Origin of the sequence: Streptomyces sp. 2P-4 (genome assembly GCF_030167965.1) — a bacterium.
In the GTDB taxonomy this organism is placed as follows: domain Bacteria; phylum Actinomycetota; class Actinomycetes; order Streptomycetales; family Streptomycetaceae; genus Streptomyces; species Streptomyces globosus_A.
This window is the reverse complement of the sequence record NZ_CP095012.1, coordinates 337,792-364,773: the sequence shown is the minus strand read 5'-3', so window position 1 is coordinate 364,773 and position 26,982 is coordinate 337,792. Positions and strand designations below refer to the sequence as shown.

General features: G+C 72.6%; 22 protein-coding genes and 1 pseudogene. 12 read left to right on the top strand and 11 right to left on the bottom strand.

What is annotated here, in order from left to right:
• Window positions 1-126 precede the first annotated feature (126 nt).
• Together MUK52_RS32240 and MUK52_RS32235 are read right to left on the bottom strand one after the other, a co-directional pair.
• A complete protein-coding gene (locus tag MUK52_RS32240; protein WP_284582062.1) occupies window positions 127-3,654 on the bottom strand; it encodes a polymorphic toxin-type HINT domain-containing protein in 3,528 nt (1,175 codons plus the stop codon).
• A gap of 152 nt (window positions 3,655-3,806) precedes the next feature.
• On the bottom strand, window positions 3,807-4,589 hold the full coding sequence (locus MUK52_RS32235) for a hypothetical protein (RefSeq protein ID WP_284581945.1): 783 nt from the start codon (window positions 4,587-4,589) through the stop codon (window positions 3,807-3,809).
• Between the two features lie 215 nt (window positions 4,590-4,804).
• Here MUK52_RS32235 and MUK52_RS32230 point away from each other — a divergent pair, with 215 nt between their 5' ends.
• Window positions 4,805-5,878, top strand: coding sequence for a hypothetical protein (locus MUK52_RS32230; RefSeq protein WP_284581944.1), 1,074 nt, complete (start codon window positions 4,805-4,807; stop codon window positions 5,876-5,878).
• A gap of 80 nt (window positions 5,879-5,958) precedes the next feature.
• Here MUK52_RS32230 and MUK52_RS32225 read toward each other — a convergent pair whose 3' ends face one another.
• From MUK52_RS32225 to MUK52_RS32210, 4 genes are all read right to left on the bottom strand, one after another.
• Window positions 5,959-6,768 (bottom strand): alpha/beta fold hydrolase, encoded by an 810-nt coding sequence (locus MUK52_RS32225; protein ID WP_284581943.1) that lies wholly within the window; start codon window positions 6,766-6,768, stop codon window positions 5,959-5,961.
• 269 nt (window positions 6,769-7,037) lie between these two features.
• Entirely contained in the window at window positions 7,038-8,354 is a 1,317-nt protein-coding gene (locus MUK52_RS32220) for a hypothetical protein (RefSeq protein WP_114059351.1), read from the bottom strand.
• 110 nt (window positions 8,355-8,464) lie between these two features.
• Window positions 8,465-9,670 (bottom strand): aggregation-promoting factor C-terminal-like domain-containing protein, encoded by a 1,206-nt coding sequence (locus MUK52_RS32215; RefSeq protein ID WP_246043017.1) that lies wholly within the window; start codon window positions 9,668-9,670, stop codon window positions 8,465-8,467.
• Entirely contained in the window at window positions 9,667-9,909 is a 243-nt protein-coding gene (locus tag MUK52_RS32210; protein ID WP_284581942.1) for a hypothetical protein, read from the bottom strand. Before MUK52_RS32210 ends, MUK52_RS32215 begins: the two co-directional genes overlap by 4 nt.
• Window positions 9,910-9,913: 4 nt before the next feature.
• On the opposite strand from MUK52_RS32210, the pseudogene MUK52_RS32205 reads away from it, so the two are divergent.
• A pseudogene (locus tag MUK52_RS32205) lies at window positions 9,914-10,252 on the top strand (LuxR C-terminal-related transcriptional regulator); the annotation flags it as partial.
• A gap of 257 nt (window positions 10,253-10,509) precedes the next feature.
• Here the strand turns inward: MUK52_RS32205 and MUK52_RS32200 are convergent.
• The gene (locus MUK52_RS32200; RefSeq protein WP_114059349.1) at window positions 10,510-10,914 is read right to left on the bottom strand and encodes a cupin domain-containing protein; all 405 of its coding nucleotides are present in this window, start codon (window positions 10,912-10,914) and stop codon (window positions 10,510-10,512) included.
• A gap of 52 nt (window positions 10,915-10,966) precedes the next feature.
• Between MUK52_RS32200 and MUK52_RS32195 the strand changes: the two genes are divergently transcribed.
• The 4 genes from MUK52_RS32195 (at window position 10,967) to MUK52_RS32180 (ending at window position 14,629) form a co-directional block, all read left to right on the top strand.
• Window positions 10,967-11,953 (top strand): GlxA family transcriptional regulator, encoded by a 987-nt coding sequence (locus tag MUK52_RS32195; RefSeq protein ID WP_114059348.1) that lies wholly within the window; start codon window positions 10,967-10,969, stop codon window positions 11,951-11,953.
• Window positions 11,954-12,079: 126 nt separating this feature from the next.
• Window positions 12,080-13,120 carry a vWA domain-containing protein gene (locus MUK52_RS32190; RefSeq protein ID WP_114059347.1) on the top strand — a complete coding sequence of 347 codons (1,041 nt, stop codon included), beginning with the start codon at window positions 12,080-12,082 and terminating at the stop codon, window positions 13,118-13,120.
• A 187-nt stretch (window positions 13,121-13,307) separates the two neighbouring features.
• Entirely contained in the window at window positions 13,308-14,285 is a 978-nt protein-coding gene (locus MUK52_RS32185) for an RNA polymerase sigma factor (RefSeq protein WP_284581941.1), read from the top strand.
• Window positions 14,285-14,629 carry a hypothetical protein gene (locus MUK52_RS32180; RefSeq protein WP_114059345.1) on the top strand — a complete coding sequence of 115 codons (345 nt, stop codon included), beginning with the start codon at window positions 14,285-14,287 and terminating at the stop codon, window positions 14,627-14,629. Before MUK52_RS32185 ends, MUK52_RS32180 begins: the two co-directional genes overlap by 1 nt.
• Before the next feature lie 214 nt (window positions 14,630-14,843).
• On the opposite strand, the gene MUK52_RS32175 is transcribed toward MUK52_RS32180, so the two are convergent.
• Window positions 14,844-15,713 carry an arylamine N-acetyltransferase family protein gene (locus MUK52_RS32175; RefSeq protein WP_284581940.1) on the bottom strand — a complete coding sequence of 290 codons (870 nt, stop codon included), beginning with the start codon at window positions 15,711-15,713 and terminating at the stop codon, window positions 14,844-14,846.
• 327 nt (window positions 15,714-16,040) lie between these two features.
• Between MUK52_RS32175 and MUK52_RS32170 the strand changes: the two genes are divergently transcribed.
• From MUK52_RS32170 to MUK52_RS32160, 3 genes are all read left to right on the top strand, one after another.
• A complete protein-coding gene (locus MUK52_RS32170) occupies window positions 16,041-17,018 on the top strand; it encodes a hypothetical protein (protein ID WP_284581939.1) in 978 nt (325 codons plus the stop codon).
• A gap of 76 nt (window positions 17,019-17,094) precedes the next feature.
• Window positions 17,095-18,963, top strand: coding sequence for an HSP90 family protein (locus tag MUK52_RS32165; RefSeq protein ID WP_284581938.1), 1,869 nt, complete (start codon window positions 17,095-17,097; stop codon window positions 18,961-18,963).
• A complete protein-coding gene (locus MUK52_RS32160) occupies window positions 18,964-22,086 on the top strand; it encodes a hypothetical protein (protein WP_284581937.1) in 3,123 nt (1,040 codons plus the stop codon).
• Window positions 22,087-22,128: 42 nt separating this feature from the next.
• On the opposite strand, the gene MUK52_RS32155 is transcribed toward MUK52_RS32160, so the two are convergent.
• The gene (locus MUK52_RS32155) at window positions 22,129-22,809 is read right to left on the bottom strand and encodes a hypothetical protein (protein ID WP_284581936.1); all 681 of its coding nucleotides are present in this window, start codon (window positions 22,807-22,809) and stop codon (window positions 22,129-22,131) included.
• A 526-nt stretch (window positions 22,810-23,335) separates the two neighbouring features.
• Here MUK52_RS32155 and MUK52_RS32150 point away from each other — a divergent pair.
• Together MUK52_RS32150 and MUK52_RS33355 are read left to right on the top strand one after the other, a co-directional pair.
• Complete coding sequence (locus MUK52_RS32150; protein ID WP_284581935.1) at window positions 23,336-24,244, top strand: hypothetical protein; 909 nt, start codon at window positions 23,336-23,338, stop codon at window positions 24,242-24,244.
• Between the two features lie 22 nt (window positions 24,245-24,266).
• Window positions 24,267-24,671 (top strand): HAD-IA family hydrolase, encoded by a 405-nt coding sequence (locus MUK52_RS33355; RefSeq protein WP_502963643.1) that lies wholly within the window; start codon window positions 24,267-24,269, stop codon window positions 24,669-24,671.
• 87 nt (window positions 24,672-24,758) lie between these two features.
• On the opposite strand, the gene MUK52_RS32140 is transcribed toward MUK52_RS33355, so the two are convergent.
• On the bottom strand, window positions 24,759-25,427 hold the full coding sequence (locus tag MUK52_RS32140; RefSeq protein WP_114059335.1) for a DUF4097 family beta strand repeat-containing protein: 669 nt from the start codon (window positions 25,425-25,427) through the stop codon (window positions 24,759-24,761).
• 241 nt (window positions 25,428-25,668) lie between these two features.
• Here MUK52_RS32140 and MUK52_RS32135 point away from each other — a divergent pair, with 241 nt between their 5' ends.
• Window positions 25,669-26,415 carry a GbsR/MarR family transcriptional regulator gene (locus MUK52_RS32135; protein WP_284581934.1) on the top strand — a complete coding sequence of 249 codons (747 nt, stop codon included), beginning with the start codon at window positions 25,669-25,671 and terminating at the stop codon, window positions 26,413-26,415.
• Between the two features lie 7 nt (window positions 26,416-26,422).
• Here MUK52_RS32135 and MUK52_RS32130 read toward each other — a convergent pair whose 3' ends face one another.
• A complete protein-coding gene (locus MUK52_RS32130; RefSeq protein WP_284581933.1) occupies window positions 26,423-26,623 on the bottom strand; it encodes a hypothetical protein in 201 nt (66 codons plus the stop codon).
• Between the last annotated feature and the right edge of the window lie 359 nt (window positions 26,624-26,982).

Genomic DNA, 26,982 nt, shown 5'->3' with positions numbered 1-26,982 from the left:
TTCTGAGGTAGGTGCGAACCGAAACCTCTCCGCACGAAGGGCAAAGCCACTCTGACTGGTCTCGGAGGAAGTTTCGATCCCGCCCGAGTGCCTCGACTTCCGAGGGAGTGAAGCGCGTTAGCTGAATCATGAACCCGTCCTTCGCCTGAAAACGCCGAGCATAGCTTGCCCGAATGCTTCCGCAGCGGACTCTGTTCCACCCATGGATCCCGGCCAGGTGGCGTACATCCGGTGATGATGGATCTCGTGGAAGATCATGGCCACAGCCGTATCCATATCAGCCAGTCCCATGTTGGAGATCTGGATTACCGGACGTCCTCGCGGGCCCAGATTCGGCATGCCATTGCCGTCGTGAGGACTGTTTCCATAGGCAGGCAGACCATCTCCTGCAGTGCGGATCTCTGGCACGTGCACGATGTCGTACCGGGAAACGCCCATGCCAGCCCTACCCAGTGCCATTTTCACCTGCTTGATGCTGACGGCAGCGCCGTTCTTTCCCCCAGGGGCACCCTGAGGGTCCACATTGCAGTTGTGAACGAGGACTGGTGTGGCCCCCGCCAGCACATAGTACGTGTGGAGGTCTGCGACCGTGAGGTTGTACGTCTTTGCGTGCTGGGTGAAGGGGTGGTTCGCCGTCAGGATGGCCGTGGTGCCGTCGCTCGTCTGGAGCGTCATGCCGGGCCTCAGGTCGGCGGCGTCCAGCCAGGCGTTTTCAGATGGCGACCAGAAGGGGTGCTCGTAGGTTGCTGTGAGTTCGGTGATGCCTTCCTGCGTCGCGATGGACAGCTTGTTGAAGTGCTTGTCGTTCTCGGTGACGATCAGGCGGGTGACGGGGCGCTTGCCGGTTTCGCCGGAGCGCGGGTCGGTGGCCCTGACCTCGTCGCCGAGTTGCACGTCCTCGATGCTCTTGGTCGTGCCGTCGGCCATCTCGACCTTCGTGCCAGCGAGGAAGCACTGGCAGCCGGTCACCTTGGCCGTCGATATCTTGCGGTAGTTCGCGGGCATCGCCTTCGGCACTGCCCGGGCGTTGAGGTTTCGGCCCTCCCAGGGTCCGTACACGGCTTCGACGGCGAGGCCGTGCTGGATCACGTAGTCACGGAGCTCGGCGCACTTGATCGCCTCGCAGGCGTAGATCATCGCCTGCGTCTTGTTGATCCAGTCGTCCTGTTCTGAGAACCCCAGGCCGTACCTGGTGGTCTGCTTGATGTACTGCTGGGCGTACAGCTTGATGAAGAGCTGCTGCTTCTTCTTTGGCAGCCGGATCGTGAGGCCGTAGTCGTCCTCCAGCAGCGTCGGCTTCCGGTAGTCGTTGTGGCTGTTGTAGCCGCCCGTTATTGCCTTCTTGCGGGTCGGGTCCGATACCGGCTTCTTGTCGTCGCGCGGGTCGTAGTTGCCATCGCAGTGGCCGTTCAGGCAGTCCGTCTCGATCAGGCCCGACGGGTCGGAGAGCGTGACCGGGTTGTTGCTGGAGTAGACGTACCCGTGCATCTGCTGCGAGCTGGACAGGTCCATGATCGGGTCGACCGAGATGAAGCGGCCCGTCAGCGGGTCGTACTCGCGGGCTCCCAGGTGGGTGAGACCGGTGTCGGTGTCCTTCGTGCCGCCGACGAAGCCCTTGTCGCCCGCCCACGACTCCGGCTGCGGGCCCCGGGCCTCGCCGAAGATGCCCGTCTTGCGGCGGGTCACCGTCTGCGCCGCGTCCCCGGTCACCTGGATGGTGCCCGTGCCGTGGTGGTCGGCGAAGAGGTACGTCAGCTTGCCGCCCTCGCGCATCGCCACGCCGCCGTAGTAGCGGGTGCCCGACACGGCGCCGGCCTTGTCCAGGCGCAGTTCGTTGCCGCCCGGCAGGTACAGCGTGGTGCCCTTGCTGTCCTTGCGGAGCAGGCGCTGGCCCGCGGTGTCGTAGACGAAGGAGTTGCTGGAGGTGCCCTGGTTGAGGGTCTTCAGGTGGCCTTCAGAGTCCCAGTCGAGGTACTGCGTCTCGGTGTCCGCGCCGGTCTTGCGGGTCTTGGTGTTGCCGGCCGCGTCGTAGGTGAAGACCTCCTCGTGCGGGTCGACTCCGGTCTGCGTGACCTTGGGCAGGTCGTGCTTGCCCGGTGTCGGGGCCTGGTAGGTGCGGACGGTGTCGGCCGCCGGGCCCGAGGCCGTCTTGCGCTTGGTCTCGGTCTTGCGGTTGCCGACCGCGTCATAGGTGTACGAGGTCCAGTACGGGTCCTCGCCGCCGATGACAGCCGCCGACGGGGCCGCCGCGCAGGTCTCGCCCTGGTTGGTCCACGCCTGCGTGATGCGGTTCAGCGCGTCGAGGTTGACGCACTGGGTGTCCGTGGTGCGCAGCGCGTCCTGCCCGTACGCGGTGGCGATGGACGTGATGCTGCCGGCCGGGTTGTAGCCGTACTTGGTGTCCTCGATCCGCTGGGGTGCGGTGTCGCGGTCGGTGTAGGAGCGGGTGACCTGGCCGGTGTGCTCGTCGTACTCGGTGGTGCGGTACAGGCGCTGGCCGAGGGCTCCGTGCTCGGAGCGGGTGGTGCGGCCGTAGTGGTCGTACGCCATGGCCGACACGAGTCGGGTGGTGCCGGCGCCCATGCTGTTGAGGAGGCCGGAGACCGACTTGTAGGTGCTGCCGACCGTCTCCGCCGGCAGGCCGCCGATCGCGGGGTGCTTGGTGGTGAGGACCTGGCCGGCGATGTTGTAGGTGTTCGTCCACTGGTAGGTGCCGGCCAGGGCCCCCGTATCCGGGGTGGCCGGGATGGTCACCGTCGTGGCGAGCGGCTGGTACAGGTCGTTGTAGGAGAGGATCTCCGACTCGTACGCCTTGCCGCCCTCGTAGCGGACGGACTTGGCCGGGTGCCCCTTGGCGACGGTGTCGTGGACGTGCGCCGTCAGGGTGGTCGCGCCCTGCTTGGTCGCGACCGGACGGCCGAGGTCGTCGTAGTCGGTGTGGAGGGTGATGCCGCGGGCGTCGGTGACGTCGGTCGCCCGGTCACCGGCGTCGTAGGCGGTCTTGGTGACGCCCTTGTCGGGGTCGCTCGCCTCGATCTGGCGGCCGCGGACGTCGTAGGTGTACGTCCACTTCGCGTTGCCCGGGTCGGTGACCTGCGCCAGCAGCCCCAGCTTGTTGTACGTGTAGTGCGTCGACTGGGACGCCGTGCGCGCGGGGTCGGTGTACTGCTTGCGCTTGATGACGCGGCCGAGGGCGTCGGTGACGTCGGTGGTGGCCACTCCGCCCGCGGGCGGGACGACCGTGGTGGTGTCGCCGGTGTAGCTGGTAGTGGTGCGGCGGGTCTCGGTGCCGAACTTCTTGGCGATGACCGCCGTGGGCCGGCCGGCGCCGTCGAAGACGGTGTCGGTGGACGACGGGTAGGCGGTCTCGGCACCGGTCACCAGGTCGGGCGACGGGGCTCCGTCGGCGTAGTAGGTGCCGGAGCTGCGCCAGGCCAGGCCGCGGGTGTCGTAGAACGTCTCCGAGACGAGGCGTCCGGCCAGGTCGGGCGACTGCGTCTGCGTCTGGCGCTCGCGCAGCAGGCCGTCCTGGATGGAGTGGACGACGGAGTACTTCTGGTCGTGGGTCAGGGTCTTCGACGTGGTGACGTTCGGGCCGCTGTTGCGGATCGTGTACGCGAAGACGCGGCTGGGGGAATCGGGGTAGGTGGCCATCGGCCGGTTCGGCAGCCAGACCTTCGTCATACGGCCGAGGGCATCGTAGGCCGTGCTGGTGGCCTTGCCGTTGGCGTCGGTGACCTTCACCGGCTGCGAGCGCAGCGGGTCGACCTCGGACGTGACGGTGTGGCCCAGCGGGTTGGTGACCGTCATCGAGGTGGGCGCCTCGCCCGTGGCCGGCGTGTACGCGGTCGTGGTGACCTTGCCGTAGGCGTCGGCCGAGGCGAGCTGGCGCCCGTGGATGTCGTAGCAGAGCGCGTTCTTCGCAGGGCCGCAGGTCGAGGGGACGCTGGAGACGGTGTCGTAGCCGTCGCCCCCGTCATTCTGCTGGTGCACTTCTCGTCGCCGGTCTTGGCCGTGTCGCCGGTCTCCGAGACCCAGTCCACCATGCCGAGGTCGTCGTGGTGGGTGGTGGACTCGACCGTGCGGGTGCCGCCGGCGGTCGTCGTGCGGGTGGACTGCTTCTCCGTGCCCGACTTGACGGCGACCAGGTCGGGCAGGCCCGCGCGCATGCGGGTGGCACTGAGGGCCGAGACCCACGGCGTGACGGACATGGCCGTCAGGAGCTTGGCCGTGTCGTCGCCGTTGTCGAGCGCGGTCTCGCGCGGGGTGCCGGCGAAGACGTCCCGGTCGGTGACGGCTGCCCCGGCGGAGTCCTTGACCTCCTTGCCGTCGAGGCCGCGGAAGTAGCGCGTCTCCGTCAGCGTCTTCGGGTCGTCCGCCGCGCCGGTGCGGGTCTGCACCAGGCCGTAGCCGCGCGACACGGAGTGGACGCGGTCCTCGGCCTTGGTGAACTCGTCGGTGCTCTTCGCCCAGGCGGCGCCGCCCAGGTAGGTGTACGAGGTGACGTCATCAGCTGACGGCGACGTTCGAGCGCCGGGGCGAGGACCGAAGGGGGCTCGCCCCGGCGGGCGTCGCGGGGTGGTGTACATCCCCTCACCGGCCCGCCTTGCAGTCCAGGGGAGCAGCAGATCATGCGATGATCACCTTCCACGGGGAACGGACTTGCGGGGCGCCGGGGTGCTCCCGGCCCGCTCCCGACCGACCTGTTTCTCGAACCGGGGGAAAACCGCTTCATGGCTGTATCCGTGCGCGCGCTGTGCACCGCCGTGCCCGTGGCGGGCGCCCGCCGGAGAGGCAGTGCGTGATGGTGGACATCGCACGTGCCCTCGCCATCGCCGTCGCCATCGCCGTGGCGGTCGTCTACTACCGCAGCACCACCGGTGGTTCCTCCTCCCGCGATCCGTCCGCCAAGGCCCAGAAGTTGGGGCTGCTTCCCGCCTCGCAGCAGAATGCGTCCCGGGCGGCTCCCGAACCCGAGCTGGAACTGGCGCAGGCCGCCGCCGCACGCGGCATATGGGAGCCTGCCGCACGGCTGCTCGCATCGAGCCGGGAGCGCAGGGACTGGGCTCGCCGCTCCCACTACACCGCGGCGTTCGGCGACCACCGGGCCGCCCGCCCGGACAGCTGGCTGGCCGCGTGGGAGGCTTCCGTCGGCCCGGACGACCCGGACGCAGTGCTCGTACGGGCGCAGGCCACGATCGCGCTGGCCTGGGACCTGCGGGGCGGCGGCTGGGCGAAGGACACCAGCCGTGAGCAGTTCGCGGGGTTCCACAGCACCCTGGTCCAGGCGCCGGCCGAGAACGCACGTGCAGCGGATCTGAATCCGGACGACCCCGGACCCCACGTCAACGAGATCTGGGTGGCGGTGGGCCTCGGCCGCTCCCATGCGGACATGCAGACGCTATGGAAGGAGATCACGGCCCGCGACCCGTACCACTACGCCGCTCACTGCGCGGCGCTTCAGTTCTGGTGCGCGAAGTGGCGCGGCTCGGAGGAGCTGGCCGCGTCGTTCGCGCGGGAGGCCGCGGCAACGGCCCCTCGCGGGAGCCTGCTCGCGGCGCTGCCGCTGATCGCGTGGTACGAGCACCACGACGACGGCGCGAAGGCGGGCGACTTCAGGACTCCGGAGCTGACGGCCGCGGTCGACGCCGCACTCGCGGACGTGGCCGCGGCACCCGCCGGGCACCCGAACACGGCGGAAGTACGGCACCTGCTGGCCTACTTCCTGACCCGGCAGAAGCGGTACGACGAGGCGCTCGCGCAGTTCCGGCTCGTCGACGGCTCGGTGGGTGCGCGACCCTGGAGTTCCTGGAGCGATCCGGCCGGCGTCTACTGCCTGTGGCGGGAACGTGCGGCCCGCGGGGCGCGCCGGCCCTGACCGGTGTGCCCCGCGGCACCGGTCGCCGCGGGCGAATTCGCTGCGGCGGCCGGGTTCCGGTGCGGTGGGGGCGTCACGGGTCAGGCCGCCTGGGGGCTGCGCGGGGCGCCGGCGAGTTCGCGGACGGTGTCCGCTACCGCGCGGAAGTCGTTGCGGAGGATCTTCGAGTGGTTGCTGGGGGCCTTCGCGGCGATGCGGATGTGCGGGTTGCGGAGGGTGGCCGGGGTCAGGTCGGCCCGGATCTTCTCCATCAGCTGTGCTTCCCCGCCCAGGTTGCCGCCGGTGGCGAGGACGTAGCGGACCGGGAGGGTCAGGCTGTCCAGGACGGGGTCGAGGACGGCCGGCGCGCAGAGTTCGTTCGCCTCGATGTTGATTTCGGCGTGTTGCGCGGCGCTCATGCGGGCCGCCAGGCCGAGTCGGCGGGCGACCGGGAACAGCGGGCTCAGCCGGCGGAACAGCTTGCGGATCTTCTCGCGGGCGGCGTCGTCGAGCCATTCGTGCGGCAGCGCTCCGTCCACGCACACCGCGCCCCGGGCGCGGCCGGGGTTGCGGGCGGCCCAGTTGACGGCGAGTGCGGCGCCGTAGGACCAGCCCACCACGATCGGCTGTTCCACGGCGCGCGCGGCGAGGACCGCGTCGATGTCGCGGAGGCACGCCTCGAAGGAGTAGTCCGCGGAGCGCTGCGACCTGCCGCGGCCGCGCGCGTCGAACGTGATGTGGCGGAAGTCGGTGCTGCCGAGGTCGGCGATGACGCGGCGCCAGTGCGACTGGTCGGCGTAGCAGCCGTTGAGGTAGACCACGGGGCGGCCGGGGCCGCCGGTGTCGGTCACCGCGAGTGCGGTGTCGTCGACGGTGACCGTGCCGGTCCAGGGTGAGGGGGTCGTCGTCATGGTGTCGTCCTCCGTTTGGGGGCGTTCGCTCTTGTTTCCGACACCAGAAAAGCTACGTTGCGTTTGAGCAAGCATCAACATGCCTACTGCTTGATATTTACGTTTGTGCAGGTAGTTGACTTGCAATCGTTGCGGTGAGCGTGAGCGGTAATGCAATACGCAAGAGGCTTCCGTTGCAATGATCTGAGTCTGAACGCGCCCGGCAACAGCGGAGCCCGCGGTGCGCAGCCTGCGTGCTGCGGCCCCGCGGGCCCCGGGGTGTGCCGGTGTCAGCCGTTGATCACCTTGTCGTAGCGGAGGGCCACGTACCCCGACGCCGCGTGCCCGGCGATGCGGCCGTCCGAGCCGCCGTTGAGGTAGTCCTGGCCGCGCATCATGTCGTCGTTCGGGTTCGACTGGTGGATGTACGAGAACTTGCCGGCCGCCTTGTCGACCCACTTCTCGAAGAGCACCACGTGCCCGGACGACGTGTTCAGCGCGTCCCCCGGCTGGAGGTCCGACTTGGAGATGGTGGCGCTGACGCCCGGGAGGGTGGCGGTGGTGTAGCTGCTGCCGGCGTGCCAGGCCATCGAGATGAAGCCCGAGCAGTCCGTGCGGTACGAGTGGCCGCCGTCCGGGTCGGAGGCGTACGCGCTCTGGCTGTACGGGATGTCGCGGTTCAGCCAGTTCACGGCGCGGCTCATGATCTCGGTACGGGTGATCTGGCCGCCGCGGGTGGACGGGGTCGGGGTCGGGGGCGCCGGCGGCTGGTAGGTGCAGTCGTTGGCGTACGCGGAGAGCAGGGTCTGCGTCCAGCCGCTCGCGTCGACCGGGTCGTCGGAGTGGTAGGCGATGTCGCCGCCCCTGCCGTCGGTGGGGTCGGCGTCGTGGTACCAGTACATGCCGCCGTTCGTGCGGCCGTAGTAGAGGCCGCCGCCGGGCGAGACGAGGCTGTCGACCGCCGACCAGCCGCTGCTCTTCAGTTCGGAGCGCTCCCAGTCGCCGACGCCGTTGATCTGGTACGAGAGCAGCCTGCCGTCGGCGGTGGTGGCGACGAGGACGTCGTCGCCGGCCGCGGCGAGGGTCTTGAGGACGAAGCCCTCGTCGATCACGACGTGCTTGGCGATGTGCGCCGGGCCGGCGGGCTTGGCCTGGGAGACGTTGTAGCGGTGGAGCTGGCCCGCGACCGTGCCGTAGAGGTGGCCGGCGCCGTCGTAGACCATCTTGTCGAAGGTCCAGCCGCTGTCCCAGATCCTGGTCACGCCGGCCAGTGCCAGGGCGCTGTCGTTGGTCTGGATGTCGACGCGGTACAGCTCGCCCGCCGTGGACGTCACGAGGACCGTGTTGAAGTTGAGGGTGGCCATCGCCTTCGGCGTGAAGCCCGGGTTCGCGCCGATCAGCGTCTTGACGCGGTCGCCGGTGGTCGGGGATATCGCCGTGTACGTGAGGCGCCCGTCCGGCAGGGTGCCGTAGACGGAGACGTTGCCGCCGCAGATGGCGGCCGCCTGGGCCGGCGTCGCCGTGGTGAGGGTGACCAGGCCGAGGGAGGTCGCGGCCGCGGCGAGGGTCGCGGTGAGGCGGAGCGTGCGGGACGACGAGCGACGCATGGGTTCTTCTCCGGTGGTTTCGGACAGCCCTGAGCCGGGCGGGGCGGAAGAGCGTGAGGCCGGGGGGTACGAGGCGCGGGGTGCGGCCGGGGCCGCGGCCGCGGCGCGCGTCAGTACCAGTTGTTCTTCAGGAAGTGGTTCCAGGCGCCGCACGGCGTGCCGTACCGGCCGTCGATGTACGACAGGCCCCACTTGATCTGCGTGATCGGGTTGGTGCGCCAGTCGTCGCCGAAGGCGTCCATCTTGGAGCCGGGCAGGGCCTGGGGAATGCCGTACGCGCTGGAGCTCGGGTTGTCGGCCCAGTAGCGCCAGCCGCTCTCCCTGTCCCAGAGCTGCTCCAGGCAGCTCCACTGGGTGGAGTTGTTCCAGACGCCGCCGTCGTGGCGGTTCATCAGGTCGCGGCCGGCCGCCTTCACGGCGGGGATGTCGCGGCCGTCGAGCGGGTCCGCGGCGGTGGTGCAGGTGAACGTGCCCGGCTGGGCGGAGAGCAGCTGCTGCGTCCAGCCGCCGGTGTTGACGGGCGTGTCGTTGTGGTAGGCGATGTCGCTGCCGCTGCCGTCGGCCGGATCGGCGTCCTTGTACCAGTACATGGCGCCGGTGGTGGCGATCCGGCCGTAGTAGAGGCCGCCGCCGGGCGAGACGAGCTGGTCGAAGGCGGACCAGCCAGAGGCCTTCAGGTCGTCGCGGCTCCACCCGCCCGCGCTGTCGATCCTGTACGAGTACAGGGCGCCCGCCCCCGTGGTCGCCAGCAGGCGGTCGTCGCCGGCGGCGGTGAGGGTCTTCAGGACGAAGCCGCTGCCGATCTCCCTGCGCTGGCCGATGTGCGCCGAACCGGTCGGCTTCGGCTGCGACACCAGGTACTGGAGGAGGAGGCCGCCGGCGGTGCCGTACAGGTGGCCGTGGCCGTCGTAGGTGAGCTTGTCGTGCGTCCAGCCGCTGTCGAAGAGCTTGACGGGCGGGCGCTCCAGTACGAGCGACGTGTTGTTGGTGAGGACGTCCAGGCGGTAGAGGGCGCCGGCGGTCGAGGTGACCAGGACGGTGTTGAAGTTGAGGGTGGCCATCGCCTTCGGCTCGAAGCCGAGGTCGGCTCCGATGACGACCTTCTTCAGCTCGCCCGTGGCGGGCGTGATGCTGCTGAAGGTGAGGCGGCCGTCGGGGAGGACGCCGTAGATCGAGGCGGTGCCGCTGCACGTCGTCGCGGCCTGGGCGGCCGGGGCGGCGGCGACGGTCGCCGCGGTGAGCAGCCCGGCCCCGAGCACGCCGGACAGGGCGGCGACGGCGGTCTTGCGGGCGGCCTGGAGGAGGGTGTTGGTCACTGCGTTCCTTGGTCCTTGGCGGGTGGGCGGCCCGGCGGCGGGGTGGCGTAGCCGTGGGCGCGGAGCGGGGCGCGGGCGCCGGAGAGGAGGGCGCGGGCCTGGTCGAGGGCGGCGGCCTCGGAGGCGGCGCGGAAGAAGAGGTAGAGGTCGACGCCTGCGTCGCAGGGCCTGGCCCGGACGTGTTCGAGTCCGTGGGCTGCTCGGGCATGGGCCCAGATGAGGTCGGAGAGGACGGCCACGGTCGCCGTCGTGCCGATCGACCCGGCCAACTCCCGTCTGGGCGCTCTGTGTACGCGCGCGCCGGGCATCGTCGCCTCGCTGATCACCCTGTTCGAGCAGACGTGGAACGCGGCGGTGCCCCTCGGGGCGGACCGCCCGCGCCCCAGCGACACGCAGCCGACCGCCGCCGAGCTGGAGCTGCTGCGGCTGCTGGCGTCGGGCATGACCGATGAGGCGGCGGCGAAGCGGCTGGGGGTCTCACTGCGGACGGTCCGGCGGCAGATGGCCGCGCTGATGGAGCGCCTGCACGCCACGAGCCGCTTCGAGGCAGGCCTGAAGGCGGCGCAGCAGGGCTGGCTCTGACGGGCCGGCGGGCCCGGTCAGCCTGCTGCCTGGGGCCCGGACCTGGGGCCCTGTGTCCGGCGGCCGCGGCGAGGAAGGCGTGGCTCACCCCGCGCGGCCCGACCGTGGCGCGGCCCCTGTCGCCGGGACGGGGCGGACGAGGGGGTCTGGCCCGGCAGAGACGTCCGCGAGCCCGGCGAGCGCACGCGGTCGCCGGGCGGCAGGCGGGTGCAGCGATGTCCACCGCTGGAGGACGCTGCCTGCGGCGGGCCGCCGGTTCAGGCCCCGAGTGTGCCGAGTGCGTGACCGGTCGTCACGTCGACGTGGGCCGGTACCTCGTCGTGGCGGTCGCCGGTGGTCGGCGTCCCCGTGGGCTCGAACATGAGGATCGCGGCGCCGGACGGGGCGTACGGCCTGTGGTGCGTGCCCTTGGGAACGGTGAAGACCGAGCCCCGGGGGAGGAGGACCGTGCGCTCCCCCTCCGGCTCGCGCAGGGAGATGTGCAGCTCTCCGTCGAGGACGAGGAAGAACTCGTCGGTGTCGTCGTGGGCGTGCCAGACGTGCTCGCCCCCGACCTTGGCGATGCGCACGTCGTAGTCGTTGACCTGCGTGACGATGCGGGGGCTCCACAGGGCGTCGAAGGAGGCCAGGGCCTTGGCGAGGGAGACGGGTGCGTTGCTCATGGGCCCATCGTCCGCATTGCCGGGCAGGCGGTGTGAGTGCTAGGAATCACACATGCCGCACGGATCCTCGCACGCACCGCGCCCGGCAGGCGCGCACCGGGTCGTCGTGGTCGTCGACGCGAACTCGAACCCCTTCGAGCTCGGCTGCGCGACCGAGGTGTTCGGGCTGCGCCGACCGGAGATCGGGCGTGACCTGTACGAGTTCGCGCTCTGCTCCCCCGAGCCCCGCACCCTGATGCGGGACGGGTTCTTCACCCTGACGGGAGTCGCCGGCCTGGAAGCGGCCGAGGCGGCGGACACCTTGATCGTCCCGAACCGCCCCGACGTGGAGGTTCCTCGGCGCCCCGCCGTGCTGGACGCCGTCCGCCGCGCCCATGCGCGCGGTGCGCGCCTGGTCGGCTTCTGCAGTGGCGCCTTCACCCTGGCGGAGGCCGGTGTGCTCGACGGGCGCCGGGCCACCGCGCACTGGCAGTGGGCGGACTCCTTCCGGGCGCGCTTCCCGTCCGTCCGGCTGGAGTCCGACGTGCTGTTCGTGGACGACGGCGACATCCTCACCGCGGCGGGCAGCGCGGCCGCGCTCGACCTCGGGCTGCACATCGTGCGCCGCGACCACGGCGCTGAGGTCGCGACCGCCGTGAGCCGCCGCCTGGTGTTCGCCGCCCACCGCGACGGGGGCCAGCGCCAGTTCGTGGAGCGCCCCGTGCCCGACCTGCCCGACGAGTCCCTCGCGCCGGTCCTGGCCTGGGCGCTGGAGCGCCTGGACGCACCGCTGTCGGTGGCCGATCTCGCGGCGCGCGCGGCGGTCAGCCCGGCGACGCTGCACCGCCGTTTCCGGGCCCAGTTGGGAACGACGCCGCTGGCCTGGCTCACGGCGGAACGGGTCGCCCTGGCCTGCCGTTTGATCGAGCGGGGCGAGGCGCGCCTGGAGGTGGTGGCGCGGCGCAGCGGGCTCGGGACCGCCGCGCGTCTGCGGACGCTGATGCGCCGTGAGACGGGCATCACCCCGTCGGCGTACCGGACCCGGTTCGGGCGGCGGTAGGCGGCGGCTGCGGGCGTTCCGCCCCGGTCGGGCCGGACCGGAGCCGGAGCCGGAGCCGGGGTCGATTGTCAGTGGGGGGTGACAAAGTAAGGACATCGGTTCGGAAGAAAAAGACGGGGAGCGGTCGTGTCCGGAAACCAGAACTACATCAATCACGTTGCCCTTGTGCTGGACGCCAGTTCGTCGATGTCGCACCTGAACAACAAGGTCGTGGAAGTCGCCGACCGCCAGATCGAATACCTGGCCCGCCGCTCGCGGGAACTGGACCAGGAAACCCGTGTCACGGTCTACGTCTTCTCGAACGAAGTCGAGTGCATCATCTACGACAAGGACGTGCTGCGCATGCCGTCCCTGAAGCAGCTCTACCGGGTCGGCGGGATGACGGCGCTGCTCGCGGCCACGCTGAAGTCGCAGCGGGAACTGGCCCAGACGGCCCAGCTGTACGGCGACCACAGCTTCCTGACGTTCATCCTGACGGACGGCCAGGAGAACGCGAGCCACCGCTGCGCGGACGCGCCCTCCAAGAGCGCGAAGGCCCTGGTGCAGGCGGTGTCCAAGATGATCGAGACGCAGGACGACAACTGGACGCTGGCCGTCCTCGTGCCCGACCAGATGGGCAAGCGGGAGGCCATGCAGTGCGGCTTCCCGAGGGACAACATCGCCGTCTGGGACGCCACGAGCACCCAGGGCCTGGAGGAGGCCGGCGAGGTCATCCGGGAGGCCACGGAGAAATTCATGGTGGGCCGCACGAAGGGAATCCGCGGCTCGAAGGCGGTCTTCTCCACGGGCGGCGACGCGGTGAACGAGGCCACCATCAAGGCGGCCGGCCTGACCGCGGTGGACCCGTCGGGCTATGAGCTCATTCCGGTGGCGCGGGAGGCGGGCATACGCGAATGGGTCGTGGAATGCGGGCACACCTTCAAGAACGGCTCGGCTTTCTACCAGCTCAGCAAGTCGGAGAAAGTCCAGGCGCGCAAGCAGATCGCGGTGCTGGAGAAGAAGACGGACAAGGTGTACACGGGGCCGGAGGCCCGCGCCCTGCTGGGCCTCCCGGACGCGGAGGTCCGCGTCAAGCCCGACCACAACGACGACTTCACCATCTTCGTGCAGAGCACGAGCGTCAACCGCAAGCTGGTCCCCCAGACCCGGCTCCTGCTGATGGTGTGATGTTCCTGCTCCGCTGAAGAGCCGGTGCCCCTGGCGGGCACCGGCTCTCCGGGCTGCTCCGCGGCCCGCGCGGGGGTGCCGTTCCAAGATTTTTCGAAGTTCTTCTCTCCGACCCCGTCCAAATCCGGTTCCCTGTGCCTCACCCACGGCGACCGGCCCACCCGGGGCGGTCGTGAGGAGAACCGAGATGATGGACCTGTCCTTCGCGGCCACACCGTGCCTGGGGTGCACCGCTCCCGTTGACCTGCTGGACCTGCCCGAACCGCCGGACCGGGCCGGGGACGAGACCGCGGAGTACCTCGACCCGTCGCGCTGGTGCGACCGGTGCCTGCACCACCTCGACGACTGGGACCGCTTCTTCCGGCTGTACCGGCCGCGGGTGCGCTCCTTCTGCCTGGACAGGCTGAGGGGCCTCCTGCCCGACAACGAGGACCACCGGGAGGTCGCCGAGGACATCGCGCAGGAGGTGATGGTCGAGGCGTACCGGCACTTCGGGCGGTGGGAGCGGCCGGAGCGGGCGATCTGGACCACTGCCCGCAACCGGATCCACAAGAAGTGCGCGGCCTACCGCATCGTGGCCAAGGACGGCTACGCCCTCACGGTCAGGCACGCTTCGTCCGCGCTCGTGGAGGAGGTGTGCTGCAGCGCGTCCGCGGATCCGGCGCAGGCGGTCGTCGACAAGGTGGTCCTCTACTCCGCGCTCTCCCGGCTGCCCGTCAGCCAGCAGGAGGCGGTCGTCGTCCACAAGGCCTTCCAGGTGCCTGCGGCGGCGGCCGGCACCGTGCTGGAACGGCCGGGGTCGACGGTCAAGACCCAGGCGGAGCGCGCCCTCGCCCTCCTGCGGGAGGCCGCGGCGAAGGGTGCGCTCGTCGTGCTGCCGGGCGCGGGCCTGTTCGGGCTGTACAAGGTCGTGCAGGAGGTGCCTTTGAAGGCCGTCGCCGAGGGCGCCGGCGACCTCCTGGCCGAGCCCGCGCCGTACACGATGCTCGTCGCTCTCGCCGCGAAGCACGCCATCTCCTACCTCAGCGAGCACTACGGTGCCCTGCGCGAGCGCCTCGGCGGCGGGGAGCGCTCCACCGGGCGCGGCCGTTCGTCCGCCGAGGACCCTGAGCGACGGTCGCTGCCCCGGGGCGGCCGGGCATGGCGCGGAAGGCGAGGAGAGTGATGACGATGCACGCCGTACTCACCGGCTGGACGGCGGACGTGCTCGGCGGCCTCACCGTCGCCCTGGTGTTCTTCCTCCTGCGCCGGGCGCGGACGCACCGGGCCGCCGCCCGCCCGGCGGCACAGCCGGTTCCGGGCGCGCGGGTCCTGCGGACCTACACCCTGATCGGTGTCCGCGCCGCCGACGGCCAGCCCGTCCACCTCCCCAGCAGTCGGCCCGCGGGGACCGTCCTCACGTGGCCGGGCCCAGGCGGCGCCGGCGCCGGCGAGCAGTTCGAGCTCACGGACGCGGTCCTGCCGGACGGCACGTACGCGGCGGAGCGGCGGTGCCTGTACGGGCGCTGACACCGTGCGGGCGGGCGGCCGCGGTCAGGTCCGCCCGGTCGGCCGGGCGGGTGGCCACGAAGGCGAGCGTGCGCCGGCCGGGAGCATGCCCCGGCCGGGTCCTGCTGGACAGTTCCTGACGGGCACCCTAGGGGCGCTCCGGGAGGGGAGGATCCTCGGCCACCACGTGTGCATGCGGCGAAGGCGCGGGGCGGCGGCGCGGAGGTGTCGGGCCTCATCGGGGAGGCGGGGTGTTGGCGGCCGTCCTGCCGGCGAGCAGGGCTGCGGTGTCCTCGTCGAGGACGATGGCGAACTCCTCCCCCAGCACCCGGCCCAGGTCGCGCGGGTGCACGGTGCGGCTGCTGCGGGTGCCGTCCGGGAGGACGGTCGTCCATTCGTCCCCGTCGAGGATCTGGTGGCGGCGGCCGTCGAACCGCTGGGCGTAGGCGCGGCGGGTGAACGGCGACCGGGGGTGCGTGCCGACGTAGTGGCTGCCGCCGACGTAGTCGACGGGGTGCTGCGGGGTGAGCGTGAAGGTGTGCCGGTCGACCCAGCCGTCCGGGCCGCGGTGGTGCAGCCACCAGTGGTCGATGCCGAACTCCCCCGGCCGCCGCTCCAACCGGAACGGCCACCCTCCGGCCTCGGAACGGGCGCCGTCGAGCAGTTCGAGCGGCTCCAGCGGGCCGGCGCCGTACCCCACGTCGCACAGCCAGCGGCGGTCGTCGCCGGGGATTTCGGCGAGCAGCAGCGCGTGCGTGGCGGGCGTGACCTTCTCCGAGCCGAGGGTTACGCGACCGTGCAGGGCGGTGAAGCGGAACCCGAGCCTTTCGAGAGCGGCGGCGAAGAGCGCGGCATGCTCGTAGCAGTATCCGCCCCGTCGGCGCCGCAGCATCTTGTCCTGCACGGCCGGCACGTCAAGCGGAATGGCCGCCCCGAGCACGGCGTCGAAGTTCTCGAACGGCAGTGCGGTCACATGCGCCCGCACCAGCTCCCGCAGCACGCCCTCGGTCGCTGCCCGCTCCCCCCGGAACCCGGTCCGCCCGAGGTACCCCTCCAGGTCCAGCAACTCCCCCTGCCACCCGCCGACGCCCACGCCCTCGCCCACCGCCACTGCACCACCCGTCCGTTCGCGCTCACAGGGGGCGCCTCAGGCACTGCGCGCCCGCCCTCTCCGACGCTATCGCCGCGCCCGAGCCGCCCGCCTCACTCCGCGGACCGATCCGACCCCCTCCCCTGGTCCCCCTCCCCAGGTCGTAGGCACCGGCCGGGCGAGGCTTCCGGGCGGTGTGTGGGGGTTGTCGGCCACATGTCTGGCGCGGGGCGGGAAAGTGTTTGTGCGGGTGTCCCTGGGGCGTGATACTCAGTGGTTTGCGGGGGCGGTCCGGCATCGGCCCTGGTCATGGACGTGTAGCGGGACAAGCAAGGGGTGGGTATGGCGTTGCTCCGGGGGGCGGGGCTGTCGCTGCGGCGGTGGGTCGGCAGGGGCGGTGTGCGGTTGGAGAAGGACTGCGGCGACCCTGCGGTCACGCGGGTGCGGGAGGCCGCGGAGGCCGGTGACTGGGCGGGGGTGCGGGACGGGCTCGCCGCGCGGCCCGACAACGGTGACCGGGCCGGGATGCTGTGGACGCTCTCCGAGGTCGCCGGGGTGGAGGAGTGGATCCACCGGGCGATCGCGGCCGAGCCGGACTCGGCGCTGCCGCTGCTGGTCGCCGGGACGCGTTATGTGGGCTGGGGTTGGGAGGCGCGGACCGGCGCGCGGGCCACGCACGTGTCGCGGGCCCAGTTCGAGGTGTTCCACGAGCGGCTGCGCCGTGCCGAAACGTTCCTCTACGCGGCCGCCGAACGCGAGCCCGACTGGGTCTCGCCCTGGCAGGTGCTGCAGACCAGCGGCCGCGGCCTCGAAGTCGGCCCGGTCGTCGCGCAGCGGCGGTTCGAGGCGGTGGTGCGGCGCGACCCGTTCCATCTGCGGGCCCACCAGCAGCACCTGCAGCAGGTGTGCCGGAAGTGGGGCGGCTCGCACGAGGAGATGCACGCCTTCGCCCGCGCGTCGATGCTGAAGGCGCCCGAGGGGAGCCTGCTGGGGCAGCTCGTCGCGCTCGCGCACATCGAGCACTGGCTGGACCTCGACGGCGAGGCGTGCGCGCAGTACATGCGCGGCTCCGACGTCGTGCGTTCGCTGCGGGAGGCCGCCGACCGGTCCGTCCTCCACGCCGGCTTCGCGGCAGGAGACGGCCGGGTGCAGGCGTGCAACTCCTTCGCCATGGCGTTCGCGCTCGCCGGGGACAAGGAGTACGCACGCCGCTGCTTCGACGCGACCGGCGGCGTCGTCTCCGAGTTCCCCTGGTACTACGTCAACGGCGGCGACCCCGTGGCGGCCTACCGCAACTACCGCTCCTCCGTCGGCGCCTGACCCCGGGCCGGCCCAGACCTCCTCCCCCGTCCTGCCGCCGCCCCGCGCGGCGCGCCGAACGAAAGATCCCGTACAGGTGTCGCACTCCGCATCCGCCCACACCTTCCAGGTCGACCTGCGCGGCCTGGTCGACCTGCTGTCCCACCACCTCTACTCCAGCCCCCGCGTCTACCTGCGGGAACTCCTGCAGAACTCGGTGGACGCCATCACCGCCCGCCGGGCCGCCGACCCCGGCGCACCCGCCGCGATCACCGTGCGGACCGGCGGCACGCTCACCATCACCGACACCGGCATCGGCCTGACCGAGGCCGACGTGCACCGGTTCCTCGCGACCATCGGCCGCAGCTCCAAGCGGACCGCCGACGGCGGCCTGGACGGGGCCGGGCTCGCCGCCGAGCGCGGGGACTTCATCGGCCAGTTCGGCATCGGCCTGCTCGCCTGCTTCGTCGTCGCCGACGAGATCACCGTGGTCAGCCGGCACGCCGCCGACCCCGCCGCGCCCGCCGTCGAGTGGCGCGGCCACTCCGACGGCCGGTACACCATCCGCACCCTTCCCGCCGGCGCCGTGCCGGAGCCCGGCACCACCGTGCGGCTCACCCCCCGCGCCGACAACGCCGAATGGACGGCCCACGCCCGGGTCGTCGAGCTGGCCCGCCACTACGGGCGCCTGCTGCCGCACGAGGTGGCCGTCGTCGGCGAGGACGGCGCGCGCACCCGTATCGACGAGGCCCCGCCGTGGCAGCAGCAGCACGGCTCGCCGCTCGCGCGCCGCGAGGCGCTGACCGCCTACTGCCGCTCCGTCTTCGACTTCACGCCCCTCGACACCATCGAGCTCGACCTGCCGGCCGCCGGCCTGCGCGGCGTCGCGTACGTGCTGCCGACCGCGCTCAGCCCGGCCCAGCGCGCCGGGCACCGCGTCCACCTCAAGGGGATGCTGCTCAGCGACCAGGCGCCCGAGCTCCTGCCCGACTGGGCGTTCTTCGTGCGCTGCGTCATCGACACGACGAGCCTGCGGCCGACGGCGTCCCGCGAGGCCCTGTACGAGGACGGCACCCTCGCCGCCGTACGGGACGCGCTGGGCGTGCGCATCCGCGACTGGCTGACCGGCCTCGCCGCGAGCGACCCGGCGCTGCTGCACCGCTTCATCGACGTGCACCACCTCGCGGTCAAGGCCCTCGCCCGCTACGACGACGAGCTGCTGCGCATCGTCCTGCCGTGGCTGCCGTTCGAGACGACCGACGGGAACGTCACCCTGGAGGAGTTCGCGCGGACGCACCCCACCGTCCTCGTGGCCCGCAGCGTCGAGGAGTTCCGCCAGGTCGCCCCGATCGCCTCCGCCGCCGGCCTCGGCGTCGTCAACGGCGGATACACGTACGACCGCGACCTGGTGCACCGGCTGCCGGAGATCCGGCCGGGGACGGCCGTGGCCGACCTGGATCCGGCGACCGTCACGGCGCACCTCGATGCCGTGGACCCGTCCGCGGAGATCCGGGCCGCCGCGTTCCTCGCCGTCGCCCGCGAGACGGTCGCCGCGCACGACTGCGACGTCGTCCTGCGCGACTTCCAGCCGGTCACCGCGCCGGGGCTGCTGCTGGACAACCGGGAGGCCCGCCACGAGCGGACGCGGTCCGGGCTGGCCGCCGACAGCGACGGCCTGTGGGCCGACATCCTCGGCTCGCTGCGCAGCGAGACCCCGCGCGCGCAGCTCGTCCTCAACCACCTCAACCCGCTGGTCCGCCAGGCCGTGACGATCACCGAGCGGGGGCTTGCCGTCGCCGCGGCCGAGTCGCTGCTGGGGCAGGCGCTGCTGCTGAGCCGGCGGCCCCTGAAGACGAACGAGAGCGCCCTGCTGAACCGGGCGTTCATCAGCCTCCTCACCCATGCCATGCACCCCGGCGGCGCACAGTCCGCTCCCGGTTCCGACGAGCCCCGGAAGGAGCAGTAGATGCTGGACACCCCCGAGGCCGTGTTCGAAGCGCTGCGCGAGAACAACGAGCGCCCGTACGGCCTGCCGCGCACCGTCACCGCGGAGGAGCTGGTCGAGGCCGCCGAGCCGTTCGACAAGCCGGACATCCTGGTCACGGCGCTGATGGAGCTGATGGCGGCGTACGAGAACACCGGCGAGCACCGCAAGTCGCCGGTGGTGTTCGCGCGGCTGCTGAAGCTGTGGGAGGAGGCGCCGGGCTCGTTCAGCGAATGGGAGGCGCACCAGGTCCTGTGGCGCTTCAAGTGGGTCGCGACGTCGCTGCTCCAGGTGCCGGAGGTGCCGCCGGCGACGATCGAGGGCTGGATCGGGCGCATGCGGGAGCGGTACGAGGCGGACGGCCACGGCGTGCAGCCGGTGGCGGCGATGCGGTACCACCTCGCGGCGCACACCGGGGTGGGCACGGATGCGGCGTACGACCTGTGGGCGACCCGGCCCCGCACCCGGCTCAGCGACTGCGAGGCCTGCGAGACGCGCCACCATGCGCTGCACCGCGTCCGCGCCGGCGACGACGCGGCGGCGCTGGAGGTGTGGCGTCCGGTCCTGGAGGGCGCATCGTCCTGCTCCGACGAACCGCAGATGAGCCAGGCGCAGGCGCTGCTGCCGCTGGTGCGGTCCGGCCGCCTGGACGAGGCGCGCTCGCACCACCTGAGCGGCTACCGGCGGGTCCGCGGCATGACGGGCATGCAGGACGAGGTCGGGCTGCACCTGGAGTTCTGCGCCCTCACCCGCAACGAGGGCCGCGGCCTGGAGATCCTCGCCGAGAACCGGCCGCTCTTCGAGGCGGTCGGCGCGCCGCTGGCCCGCCTCGGCTTCCTGACCGGCGTGGAGGTGCTCCTCGCCCGGCTCGTCTCGGACGGGCACGCGGACACGCCGGTGGCCGGGCCGCCCGGACGGAGCTGGACGGCGGGGGAACTGCTGGAGACCGTACGGGCGGAAGGGGAGTCCCTGGCCGCGGCGTTCGACGCGCGCAACGGCACGACGGGGGTCGGCGACCGGCGGCGCGCGCGGCTGGCGTGCGCGCCCCTGACCGGGGAGCCGCTGCCGCTGGGGCTGCGTACGGCCGCCGCGGGCGCGGGGTCCGGCTCCGGGGGCGGGAGCGGGAGCGGCGGGAACAGCGCCCCCGGTGCTCCGGCCGCCCTCGCGATTCCGGAGGACTTCGTCGAGCTGGTGCGGGAGGCCCGGCGGATGGCCGTGCTGGCGCACCCCGGTGACACGCCGCTGTGGCAGCGGATCGCCGCCGTGGCCGGGGCGGACGGGTACGTGCACGACGACCGGCTCGGCCCGGAGGGGCGCCTGCGCGCCGAGCTCGTGGAGCAGCGCGCGTACGGGCTGTTCGGGGACGACCGGGAGACCGAGGCCGTGGCCGCGATGACGGAGGCCGCCGGGCTGTTCGGCGCGGCCGGCCTGCCGTGGGACGCGCTCGTCTGCCGGGCGCGGGCCCTGGCCTGGGCGTCCGTACGGAGGACCGGGGACGGTTCCGGTTCCGGTTCCGACGGCGCTGCCGATGGTGGTTCCGATGCCGGGGCTGCTGTGGACCGGGCGGGGATCCGGGCCGGCCTGGACGCGGTCCTGCGCGAGGCGGAGGAGCTGGCCGCGTCGGCGGACTCCCCGGGCCTGCCGGCCGGGCCGTCCGACCGGGCGGCGGACGCCGACGCCGCCGACGCGGCCGAAGCCGCCGAGGAGTACCTGACCGTCGTCTACTTCCGCGCCTACGCCGCCTACCACGACGCCGTGGTGGAGCTTCCGGAGGTCTCCGCGGCCGCCCTCGAACGGTTCGAGGAGACCGTCGCGCTGCTGCGCTCCGAGGCCGAACGGCTTGCCGTACCGCACCGCAGGGCGGGCGCGCTGGAGTTCACGGCGGATCTGGCGCTGCGCCGCGGCGCGCCGGAGCGGGCGGAGGGCCACCTGCGGGCCGCGCTGGAAGAGGTCGAGGCGTCCGGCCGCCCCTGGCTGGGCATGCGCACCCGCTCGATCCTCGCCCAGACGCTGTTCGCGCAGGGCAGGTACGGGGAGGCCGTCGAGCCGCTCCACCAGGTGATCGCGCTCGCCGTACGGCACGGCGCGACCGACTTCCCGCTGGTCTCCGTGCACGCCATGCTCGGGCACGCGGCCTCGCACGTCGGGGACGCGGCCACCGCGGTGCGGCACCTGTCCGAGGCCGCCGCCCGGCACGACCGGAGCGGCGCGCACGACGCGGCGGCCGACATGCGGCTCCAGCTCGCGGACGTCCTCACGCGCGCGGGCCGCCCGGAGGAGGCCGTCGCCGTCCTGGAGTCCGTCGACGCGGACGAGTCGGGTGTCCTCGACGAGCGGCTGCACGCCCAGGTCCGGCTGACCCTGGGGCGCGGTCTGCGCATGCTGGAGGAGCACCGGGCTGCGGCGGAGGTGTTCCTGCGGCTGGCGGACACCGTCGCGGGCTGGGAGGACGACCCGGCGGTGCTGACGCTGGTGGCGTCGGAGGCGGCGGTGTCGCTGGCGGCGGCCGACCGGTGGGACGCCGCCCGCGCGGCGTACGCCCGTGCCGTCGAGGCGCACGCGAAGGCGGCCAACCCGCCGGTGATCATCCGGATGATGTGCGAGTTCGCCCGGCTGACCCCGCTCGGCGAGCGCCCCGGGGCGGGGGACGCGGAGCAGCAGCCCGGGGACGCGGAGCAGCAGCCCGGGGTGGCGGAGGAGCCGCCGGGGGTGGCGGAGGCACTCGCCCACCTGGCGGAGGCCGACGCCGTGTGCACGGCGGTGCCGCAGGACACGGACGGCTTCTCCCACGCGTACGAGTCCGGCACCATCCACTACCAGCGGGCCCGTGTCCTCGCCGCGGCCGAGCGCTTCGCCGACGCCCTGGCGGAAGCGGAGGCATCCGTCGCCGCGCACGAACGGGACGGCGAGCAGGGCGAAGTGCCCCGGGCCGAATCCGTCCGGCTGGCCGCGGTGATCGAGTACAACGGCCTCGGCCGGGCCTCGGAGGCGATGGCCCGCCTCTCGGCCGCCGCCAAGCGCTGCCGCCGGCTTGGCCTGGACGAGGCCGCGCAGATCCTGGACGCCGTGCGCGCGGACTTCCGGGCCCGCCAGTCGGACCGCTGAGCCGCGGTGCCTGCCGGCAGGGGAAGGGGGCGGGGGCGGACATCAGGGGTCGTCGCGTTCCCAGAGGGTGAAGGCGTCCTCCCAGGACGCCGTCAGTTCGGTCGGAGTGTCGTGCGACCAGTCGGGGGCCGGGTCGGCCAGGACCGCACGGATGCGGCGTGCGGCCGCACTGTCCCGGCCCTGGACGGCGACGGCCGTGGCCAGGAGTTCCGCGCCGAGGGCCTGCCCGAGGGCGGGGTCCGCGACGGTCCGCCAGAGGCTGTACGTGCGGCGGACCGCGGCCCCGGTGTCGGGGTGCGCGGGGCCTTGCAGGGCGGCACGCAGGCGCAGCGCGTCCAGGTACCAGCCGACCGCCGCCCGCGTGTCGCCGGCCAGGCTGGCGAGGTAGCCGCGCACCTCGCGGATGTCGGCGAGGGCGGTGGCGGGGGTTCCGGCGGCGGCTCCGTACGCGGTGTCGAGCTGCTCGGCGTGCAGCACGGCCTGGTCCACGCTGCCTTCGGCGGCCAGGGCGGCGATGACGGCGATCCGGGCAGGCACGTCCGGGGGTCCGGCGGATGCCGGTGGTGCAGCGGCGGGCGGCTCGGGAGTGGGCCCGGGCGGCTCGGGGGTGGGCCCGGGCGGCTCGGGAGTGGGCCCGGGCGGCTCGGGGGTGGGCCCGGGCGCGCCCGTCCAGAAGGCCGCGGTCACCACGCCCCACGGGCGGAACAGGTCGCTTTCGCTCACCACTCCGCCCCCCTGCGCATGCCGGTCACCCGGGTCATGCGGCTCGACGAGTTCCGCCGGCTCGCGTACGGGACGACGCGGGGGCAGAGGTTGCCGGCGGGCAGGCGGCCGTCACCTTCGGGGATTTGCCTGATGACGTAGGCGTGCGTCTGCCTGCGGGCAAATGCGACCGGAGGGATCCGGCGGAACTGTTCGACACGGCCCCGGCCCGCGTCGTATCCGGCGAGCGACCCGGCCATGGCCGGCGCCGGCCAGCGCTTCACCCTCATTGAATTCCCTCGCGACGCCTCACTGATGTGCGAACGCCGTAGCCAACGTGGCCACCCTGGCCGGTAGTTGCCGCGACCGCGATCGCATCGCAGATCGTGACACTATGCCATGTGCGCTCGTTGAGCAGGACCGACGAATCCGTCAACCGGCTCCCCCGGTGGGCGGTACAGGGTGCGCGGCCGCCGTCCATGCGATAGCCGCGGATACGTAATTCACACAAATCAGCCTTCGTGCACGGGCGGGGGTCCGGGAATTCATGGGACTGGGACTGGGACGGGGCGAACCGGCATCGGAGAGGATCCCCGAATCGGCGCGCCTCGTGGTGCCCGTGATGGCCGCCGGCGGCGGCAGCGGCCGCTCGACGGTGGCCTGCCTGCTCGCGGACGCGCTGGCCCGGCTCGGCGACACGGTCGTCGCCGACCTGTCGGCGCGGCTCTGCTCCCCCTGGCCGGCCTGGACGGCGGGCGCCCAGGGCGGCGGTCTCGGGGCCCTTCCGCCGGACCGGCCGCTGAGCCGAGCCGAGATCCGCGACGCGGCCGCGGTCCGGCCGGCGGCCGAGGGCAGGTGGTCGGTGCTGACCGACGGCCGCGAGTGGAGCGCCGCCCCTCTGCCCCTCCCCGCCGACCCCGCCGCCTGGTACCAACTGGCCGCCGCCGGCGGCTGGCAGGTCCTCGTCGCCGACACCGCCCACCCCGTCGCGCACGACGTCACCGCGGCCGACTGGGCGGGCCTGCCGGGGCTGACCCGCGGCTGGTGCGCCCTCCCGTACGCCGTGCCCGTGCTGTGCGCACAGCCCACCGCGGGCGGCGTACACCGGCTGCAACAGGCCGTGGAGGTCCTCCGCCACTGCGAAGGGATGCCCCTGCAGCGCACGGTCGTCGCGTTCTCCGCCGCCTCGGACGGGCGCCTCCCGGCGGTGGCCCGGGCGGCCGCGACAATGCTGGCCCCGCACACCGCGGCCGTGGTGCACCTCCCGCACGACGCGGACATCCGGACGCACGGCCTCGCGGCCCGGCCGTCCCGCATCCGCGGCCGTACGGCGGGGGCCGCACGCGGCCTCGCCGCGGCGGTGCTCGCCACGGCCCGCGAAGCCTTCGGGGATCCGCTGCCGACGGCACCCCGACCCATGCCGGCTCCCCCGCCCTCGCCCTCCCCTGCCGTATGACCGCCCGACGAGTCACGACACGATGAGCCAGATCCTCGCGACCCTGCAGACGCTCACCGCCGACCCCGGCCTGGCCACCCGACCGCCGGACCGGTGCCGGCTTTCGAGCGGCGCTCCCGAAGGCGATCAGCGGCGATCGGCCACAACACCGAGCACGCGGCTCTGGCAGCGCGAGGCAAACGGGAATGCTGTGGAGCCTGATCGGCGCCGGGGGCATCGGGGTGACGTCGTCGCTGGTCCGCGCGCCTTCGGCACGGCCTGCGCCCAGTTGGGCGTGCGGCCCGAGGAGTGTCTCTTCGTCGACGACGTGGCGGTGAACGTCGAGGCGGCCCGCGCGGCGGGCATGCAGGGCCATCTCTTCGTGGACAACGCCGCCACGATCGCCCGCATCACGGCCCATGTGGAGCGCGGGCGGGCCGGCGCGTAGGGCGGGGTGCAGGTGTGACGGCGCGCCCCGGCGCCCCTCGGCGCCGGGAGCGCTGTCGGCCTCGGTGGCCGTGCGGCCGGTGGGGTGTCACAGGGTTCGGGCGGTGATGTTGCCGTAGGCGGTGGTCGCGTGGATGGGCAGGGCCGGGGCGTCGCCGTCGGCGTTGGCGAGGGCGTTGTGGATGCGGCCGTAGGAGGTGCCGGCGTCAAGGGAGGCGGAGGTGCCGCGGGCGGCGCCGACGGTGATGTCGCCGTGCTCGGTGCGCAGGGTGAGCGGGCCGCGGCGGGCTTCGGTGACGGTCAGGTCGCCCTTCTGCGTGCGGAGTTCGGCCGGTCCGCCGAGGAGGCCGACGGTGATGTCGCCGGCCTGGAGGGTGAGGCGGGCGGCGGCGACCTCGTCGAGCTTGACGGTGCCGTGGGCGCTGTCGTAGGCGACCTCGCCCAGCCGTCCGACGCCGCGGAACTCGGCCGAGGCGGTCCTGGCCTCGACGTGCGAGTCGGCCGGAAGCCGGACGGTGACCTCGACGCAGCCGGCGCCGGCCAGGAGCCCCTTCTTCTTCGGCGTGGTGATGGTCAGGACGCCGTCGGTGCAGGCGACCGTCGTCTCCTGGGCGGCGGTGACGTCGCGCTCCTTGGAGGCGTCCGCGGGCAGCACCTCGACGGTGGTGTCGGCCCGGTCCGCGGCGATGAAGCGGATGCTGCCCGCGGGGACGTCGAGGACGACGGAGACGGGGGCGGGGGTGGCGAAGGTCTGCATGCTGCGTTCTCCCTGGAGTGGGTCGGCGGGCCCTTGCGGCCCGCTGTTTCCAACATGAGAAAAGCTACGTTGCGTTTTCCATGCAGGCAATCAACACATCGCGAGAAGCGGTCATTTTGGCAGCTCAGAGCCCTGCAATCGTTGCACCGAGGCAGAAGATAACGCAACGATCACCCGGCGGGCGTTGCAATGAACTGCGGGCAAACGCTATACTGGAGTCCCGCAACGCAAAGGAGGCGCCATGCCGGGAGGCAGGCTCACCCAGCAGGAACGCCAGCAGATCGCACGGGGACTGGCCGACGGCCTCGCCTACGCGGAGATCGCCCGGCGCCTCGACCGCCCGACCTCGACCGTCACGCGCGAAGTCATGCGCAACGGCGGCCACACCGCCTACCGCGCCGACCTGGCGCACCGCGCCACCGAGCAGCGCGCCCAGCGCCGCAGGAAGCCGGCCCCGCGCAACGCGCCGACGCCCCCGCAGCCCCACGGCCGCGACTCCGAGGAAGTACGCCGGTACGAAGAGGAGTTCACCACCGTCCTCGTGGGATCGGGCGTCCCGAAGATGATGGCCCGTGTCATGGTGTGCCTGTACACCACCGACGCCGGCAGCCTCACCGCGGCCGAGCTGGTCCAGCGGCTCCAGGTCAGCCCGGCGTCCGTCTCCAAGGCGATCGCGTTCCTGGAGGAGCAGGGCCTCGTACGCCGCGAGCGGGACGAACGCCGCCGCGAGCGCTACATCGTCGACAACGACGTCTGGTACCAGTCGATGCTGGCCAGCGCCCGTTCCACGGCCCAACTCGTCGTGGTCGCCCGCCAGGGCGTCGGCATCCTCGGCCCCGACACCCCGGCGGCCGCCCGCCTCGAGAACATCGCCCGCTTCGTCGACTTCGTCACCGAGAGCATTGTCCGCGCCGCGGAGCAGGCCCGCGAGATCCTCTACGCGAAGCCCCCCGCCGCCGAAGCGGACGACGCCGCGACGCGGCCCTGACAACCGGTCAGCCCCGCACCCAGACGCCCGCCAGGCACACCGCGAAGCCGACGTTCGCCCAGACGAGGGCAAGCCATTCCATGACGCCGATCCGCCACCGTTTGTGCGCCGACAGCCGCCACTCGTGCACCGCCGTGGCGGCGCCGAGCAACAGCAGCGGCCCCCACAGCAGCGTCCACCACGACCACACGGTGGTGTGACGGAGCACGACGGCAACCCCTGCGAAGAGAAGGCAGGGCATGCTCCATCCCGTCTTCTCCCGTGCTTCGGCTTGTCCTGCGCCTGAGGTTGTATCCACGCCTCTCGGGCCCTTTCGGCTTGCGGAACGGCACGCCGCCCGGCCAGAGGAGGCTTGGGGCGTCGGGTCGCGAAGGTAACGGAGCCGCCCGGCCCTGCCCAAAGCTTTGCGGCAGCGCACCGCGGCATGTCGGCCACTGCCGCGGACCGGATCCGGCGCCGCGGCTGGTTCGGCCGTTACCCCGCGCCCGGCTGGGATGTTCCGATGGAGGCCCTGCATGCCAAGCGTCGTCGAGCTGTCGACCCCGCGCCGCATCCCCGCTCCGGCGC

What these genes read in the sequence shown, in the direction of transcription:
- MUK52_RS32240 (WP_284582062.1), bottom strand. Translation starts at nt 3,654, where the DNA reads ATGGCCACCTACCCCGATTCCCCCAGCCGCGTCTTCGCGTACACGATC.
- MUK52_RS32235 (WP_284581945.1), bottom strand. Translation starts at nt 4,589, where the DNA reads ATGTACACCACCCCGCGACGCCCGCCGGGGCGAGCCCCCTTCGGTCCT.
- MUK52_RS32230 (WP_284581944.1), top strand. Translation starts at nt 4,805, where the DNA reads ATGGTGGACATCGCACGTGCCCTCGCCATCGCCGTCGCCATCGCCGTG.
- MUK52_RS32225 (WP_284581943.1), bottom strand. Translation starts at nt 6,768, where the DNA reads ATGACGACGACCCCCTCACCCTGGACCGGCACGGTCACCGTCGACGAC.
- MUK52_RS32220 (WP_114059351.1), bottom strand. Translation starts at nt 8,354, where the DNA reads ATGCGTCGCTCGTCGTCCCGCACGCTCCGCCTCACCGCGACCCTCGCC.
- MUK52_RS32200 (WP_114059349.1), bottom strand. Translation starts at nt 10,914, where the DNA reads ATGAGCAACGCACCCGTCTCCCTCGCCAAGGCCCTGGCCTCCTTCGAC.
- MUK52_RS32195 (WP_114059348.1), top strand. Translation starts at nt 10,967, where the DNA reads ATGCCGCACGGATCCTCGCACGCACCGCGCCCGGCAGGCGCGCACCGG.
- MUK52_RS32185 (WP_284581941.1), top strand. Translation starts at nt 13,308, where the DNA reads ATGATGGACCTGTCCTTCGCGGCCACACCGTGCCTGGGGTGCACCGCT.
- MUK52_RS32180 (WP_114059345.1), top strand. Translation starts at nt 14,285, where the DNA reads ATGACGATGCACGCCGTACTCACCGGCTGGACGGCGGACGTGCTCGGC.
- MUK52_RS32170 (WP_284581939.1), top strand. Translation starts at nt 16,041, where the DNA reads ATGGCGTTGCTCCGGGGGGCGGGGCTGTCGCTGCGGCGGTGGGTCGGC.
- MUK52_RS32160 (WP_284581937.1), top strand. Translation starts at nt 18,964, where the DNA reads ATGCTGGACACCCCCGAGGCCGTGTTCGAAGCGCTGCGCGAGAACAAC.
- MUK52_RS32150 (WP_284581935.1), top strand. Translation starts at nt 23,336, where the DNA reads ATGGGACTGGGACTGGGACGGGGCGAACCGGCATCGGAGAGGATCCCC.
- MUK52_RS33355 (WP_502963643.1), top strand. Translation starts at nt 24,267, where the DNA reads ATGAGCCAGATCCTCGCGACCCTGCAGACGCTCACCGCCGACCCCGGC.
- MUK52_RS32140 (WP_114059335.1), bottom strand. Translation starts at nt 25,427, where the DNA reads ATGCAGACCTTCGCCACCCCCGCCCCCGTCTCCGTCGTCCTCGACGTC.
- MUK52_RS32135 (WP_284581934.1), top strand. Translation starts at nt 25,669, where the DNA reads ATGCCGGGAGGCAGGCTCACCCAGCAGGAACGCCAGCAGATCGCACGG.